5 protein-coding genes and 1 tRNA gene are annotated in these 4,166 nt (G+C 34.5%); all 6 read right to left on the bottom strand.

The window, feature by feature from the left end:
* Positions 1 to 94 precede the first annotated feature (94 nt).
* A complete protein-coding gene (locus tag SA378_RS01635) occupies positions 95 to 628 on the bottom strand; it encodes an ECF transporter S component (protein ID WP_318524251.1) in 534 nt (177 codons plus the stop codon).
* A 72-nt stretch (positions 629 to 700) separates the two neighbouring features.
* Positions 701 to 1,132, bottom strand: a complete 432-nt coding sequence (locus tag SA378_RS01630; protein ID WP_318524250.1) for a DUF1893 domain-containing protein — start codon at positions 1,130 to 1,132, stop codon at positions 701 to 703.
* A gap of 23 nt (positions 1,133 to 1,155) precedes the next feature.
* A tRNA-Ser gene (locus SA378_RS01625) sits at positions 1,156 to 1,244 on the bottom strand.
* A gap of 139 nt (positions 1,245 to 1,383) precedes the next feature.
* Positions 1,384 to 2,259 carry an L-serine ammonia-lyase, iron-sulfur-dependent, subunit alpha gene (gene sdaAA, locus SA378_RS01620; RefSeq protein WP_318524249.1) on the bottom strand — a complete coding sequence of 292 codons (876 nt, stop codon included), beginning with the start codon at positions 2,257 to 2,259 and terminating at the stop codon, positions 1,384 to 1,386.
* Position 2,260: 1 nt separating this feature from the next.
* Positions 2,261 to 2,944 carry an L-serine ammonia-lyase, iron-sulfur-dependent subunit beta gene (gene sdaAB, locus SA378_RS01615; protein ID WP_318524248.1) on the bottom strand — a complete coding sequence of 228 codons (684 nt, stop codon included), beginning with the start codon at positions 2,942 to 2,944 and terminating at the stop codon, positions 2,261 to 2,263.
* A gap of 87 nt (positions 2,945 to 3,031) precedes the next feature.
* Positions 3,032 to 4,051: an aldo/keto reductase gene (locus SA378_RS01610; protein ID WP_318524247.1), complete on the bottom strand. Its 1,020-nt coding sequence runs from the start codon at positions 4,049 to 4,051 to the stop codon at positions 3,032 to 3,034.
* Positions 4,052 to 4,166 lie beyond the last annotated feature (115 nt).

Here is a 4,166-nt window from a genome sequence, read left to right as displayed (position 1 = left end):
TATCGTGTCGTTCTGAGGGATTTATCCCGAAGAATCTCATGATTTCAACATATGCAACAGTCCCTTACATTTTCCTGAATTCAATACACCAAAATTAAGCTCTCATTGATGATTTTTTTAAATATGATTTTATGGCATAAATAAGCGAAGGTATAAAAACTATTTGAATGATAATTCCCGGAAGACCTGTTATTACAGCTCCTTTTACATACAACAATGGATCCATTTTAATGCCAAACAACTGAACTAATGCAGCTACTGTAAGTCCTGCTGCAATTCTTCCTGCTATCATGGAAATAATTAATGATGGTATAACTGATAATTTCAAATTTCTTGTTAACAAAGATGCTGTCAAACCGTATATTCCTAATTCAAATGCCATTATAATTGCCATTGGAAACATTACAGGCATTCCGGTAAGCAATCCACATATAACAGGAGTGGCAATTCCTAAAAACAATGCTAATTGGGGTGATAACAGAAAGCCTCCTATCAATACAGGTATATGCATTGGCAATACAATTGGGCCTGTAAGTCCAAACATGTGAAATATTGTAGGCAATATTATGCCTGTGGCCAATAATAAACCGCTTAAAACTAATTCTTTTGTTGTTATTTTTTTACTCATTTTTCCCTCCTGAAAATAAAATAACCATGAAGTATTACTTATTAAACCTTCATGGTTACAGCTATTTTCATGTTAGTCTACCTTCTCTATACTTTCTAAAAAATTTACTATTCGTAACAATAGTTCGTTAATATTATGGACTTCTAAAGACAAAGTCTCAACGGGACACATTCCTGTTTTATCACGATTTTTTATGTATGGAGCATATTCGTCATACTCATATACAATTGATGTTTCATTTAACAATTTCATTGCATTTTCTGAAATAAGTTTTGTGTGCAATTCTTTAATGTTTGCATATTTACAAAGCATTGCGGCAGCCTTGCCTGTAACCTTGTCAGCAACGCTTGAACCTTCTAGTTCATTTTTAAGCTGTTCAACAGCTGTGTACAATGGTTTAATACCTCTTTCATAACTTGAAAAAACAAGTTTTCCATCTTTGACTATTGCTAATGTAAGCTTTTCTTTTTCTAACAGCTCCTTAGCCATGTCAACATCTTTCACTCAATCAACTCCTAAACGCATAATGGCGGAAGAGGTGGGATTTGAACCCACGTGCCCCGGAAGGCTACCGCATTTCGAGTGCGGCTCGTTATGACCACTTCGATACTCTTCCAATATAGTCTATCAATAATTAATAAACTCATATAAGTTTATACAATCAAAAGTTTTTTGTCAATATGTATTAAAACTTTTATTTTTGATTTTTTAAAGAAGAGAAGGAACGACAATGTCGTTCCTGTATACTAAAAATTTTATTTCCCGAAAATTTCCTTCTTAAGTTTTAATGCTGTTGGAGTTATGGCTATACCACCCATGGCTGTTTCTCTAAGTTCTGGAGGAAGCTGCTTTCCTACCTTATACATTGCCCACACTACTTCATCAAAAGGTATTTTGCTTTTAACTCCACTCATAGCAACATCAGCAGTGGTAAGAGCACTAACAGTTCCTGCAATATTTCGCTTTGCACACGGCACTTCAACAAGACCTGCAACAGGATCGCATACAAGGCCAAGAACATTTTTTATAACTATTGCTGCGGCATCTAATGCTTGTTCCGGTGTACCGCCCATCATTTCAACAACTGCAGCCGATGCCATTGCTGCTGCTGAACCGCATTCTGCCTGACAACCACCCTCAGCACCAGCCAATGTTGCATTTTTAGCTATTATAACACCAACACCTGCTGCCGTAAATAAAGCATTTATTAATTCTTCTTCTGATTTTTGCAGCTTTTCTCCTGCTGATAAAACAGCTGCAGGTAAAATTCCGCAAGAGCCTGCAGTCGGGCATGCTACTATTTTTCCCATAGCTGCATTAACTTCAGATGATGATATAGCTCTTGCCATTGCTCTTGTCATAAAATCCCCTGTCAATGATTTACCGCTGTCTGTATATTGCTTTAGTTTATAAGCATCTCCACCAATTAGGCCACTAACTGAAGTTACTATATTTTCTTGTGCAAAGTTTGAGGAGTTCACCATAACCTGTAGATTCTTTCTCATTTTTTCAATAATTTTTTCTCTGCTCAGGTCGCTCTTAGCCATTTCTTCCCTTATGGTGTATTCATATATTGATATGTTTTCTTCTTTACAAATTTCGATTAACTCTTTACCACTTGATACAAACATATTATATGTCTCCTTCGATAATTGAATTTATAAATTTGACATTTTCAATCTCTTCTATTTGTTTAATTTTATTCATTATTTTTTCAGGAATTTGGCTGTCTGTTTCCAATGCCATTGTAGCAGTCTTTCCCTTTCCGGTTCTGTAAACTCTCATAGTTCCTATATTCATATTTTCATCATAGAAAAGTGAAGAAATTTTGGAAATAACACCTGGCAAATCCTTATGCTTAGTTAAAAGAGTTGGCTTATCACCTGTGAAATCTACTTTTTGACCGTCAATATCAAAAATTAGAATATTTCCTCCTCCAACAGAAGAACCCGTTACTTCTGTAATTTGACCATCTTCTTTAGTTATTAAGAATTTTACAGTATTTGGATGAACATCTCCTAAATCTGCTTCTGTAAACACAAGTTCTATTCCATTTTCAGCTGCTATTTCGAATGATCTTCTTAAATTTTCATCCCATGGATCCATGTTTAGTATTCCGGCCACCAATGCTTTATCTGTTCCGTGTCCTTTATATGTTTGTGCAAATGATCCATGAAGTAAAAATTCCACTTTTTTAATTTTTCCACCTGCTATTGTACTTGCAACTTTAGAAAGTCTCGCAGCACCTGCTGTGTGAGAACTTGATGGTCCAATCATTATTGGTCCAATTATATCAAATACACCATAATCTCGCATATTTAATCTCCTCGTATAGTTTTTATTTTATATTTTAACGATATTGTTAATGTATTATACAAAAATAAAAAGCTCCCGTAAAGGAAGCTATTGTAAATTTTTGAATGTTTCTACGGCATGTTTTAATTTTTCTACAATAGGAAGATTGTAAGGACATCTGCTTTCACATTTCCTGCATCTGACACATGCATCTGCTTTTACCGTTAATGCATCGTACTTGCTTTTTCCATACTCCTTTAAATTATATTTTGTTGCATACGCCTCAAATATAAAAACATTAGGAATATCTATTCCTTCAGGACATGGCTTGCAATAACCGCATCTTCTGCAAAATTCATTTCCAAGACTTTGTACTTCTTTGTCTATTTCTTGCTGTTCTTCTTTAGTCAATGGTTCAATGTTTACTCCAACAGCAGCATTTTCTGCAACTTGACTTAAAGAATCCATTCCAGGTATAGCGACATTAATTAAATTGCTGTTAACAATATATTTCAAAGAAAGATTTTTCTTTTCAAAAGCTCCTCCTGCCATTGGCTTCATAGCTATTGTACCAATTCCTTTTTCCAACGCCTTGTTGAAAAGCTCTATACCCTGAGATTCAACAGGATTGAATGGAAATTGTATTGTTTCAAATCCACCATACTCAACTGCTTTCATTAGAATTTCTCTAATGTGTCCAGTGATTCCTATGTGCCTAATGAGTCCTTTTTCTTTAGCTTCCATCAATGCTTTCAAAGCTCCATTTTCTGAAAGAACTGATTCAAGCTGCTCCATTTTGCTTACATTGTGAATCTGGTACAAATCAATATAATCCAATTTCATTTTGTTTAAGCTTTCTTCAATGAAATTTTTCATAGATTCATAATCATAACCCATTGCTTTTGTTGCAATAAAAAAGTTTTCTCTCCCTGCAATTTTGAGCGCATTTCCAATATACTCTTCACTTACTGTGTATCCTCTTGCTGTATCTATAAAGTTTATACCTTTGTTCTTGCACTCTAATATGATGTCTGTTGCTTCTTCCTGACTAACTCTTTGAATTGGTATTCCGCCTAAACCGATCACAGAAACTTCCATCCCAGTATTTCCTAATAATCTTCTATTCATTCTCGTACCTCTATCAATTATTCGGTAGTGTCAATAAGACACTCCTCTTTTTTTATTAAAAACTTTTATTTTCAAGGGTTACAGAATTTTTTAAAATAAAAAACAATGACCCCCT

This window comes from Sedimentibacter sp. (genome assembly GCF_033447055.1).
Lineage (GTDB): Bacteria > Bacillota > Clostridia > Tissierellales > Sedimentibacteraceae > Sedimentibacter.
The sequence above is the reverse complement of the archived record's forward strand: the minus strand, read 5'-3'. Positions and strand labels throughout refer to the sequence as shown.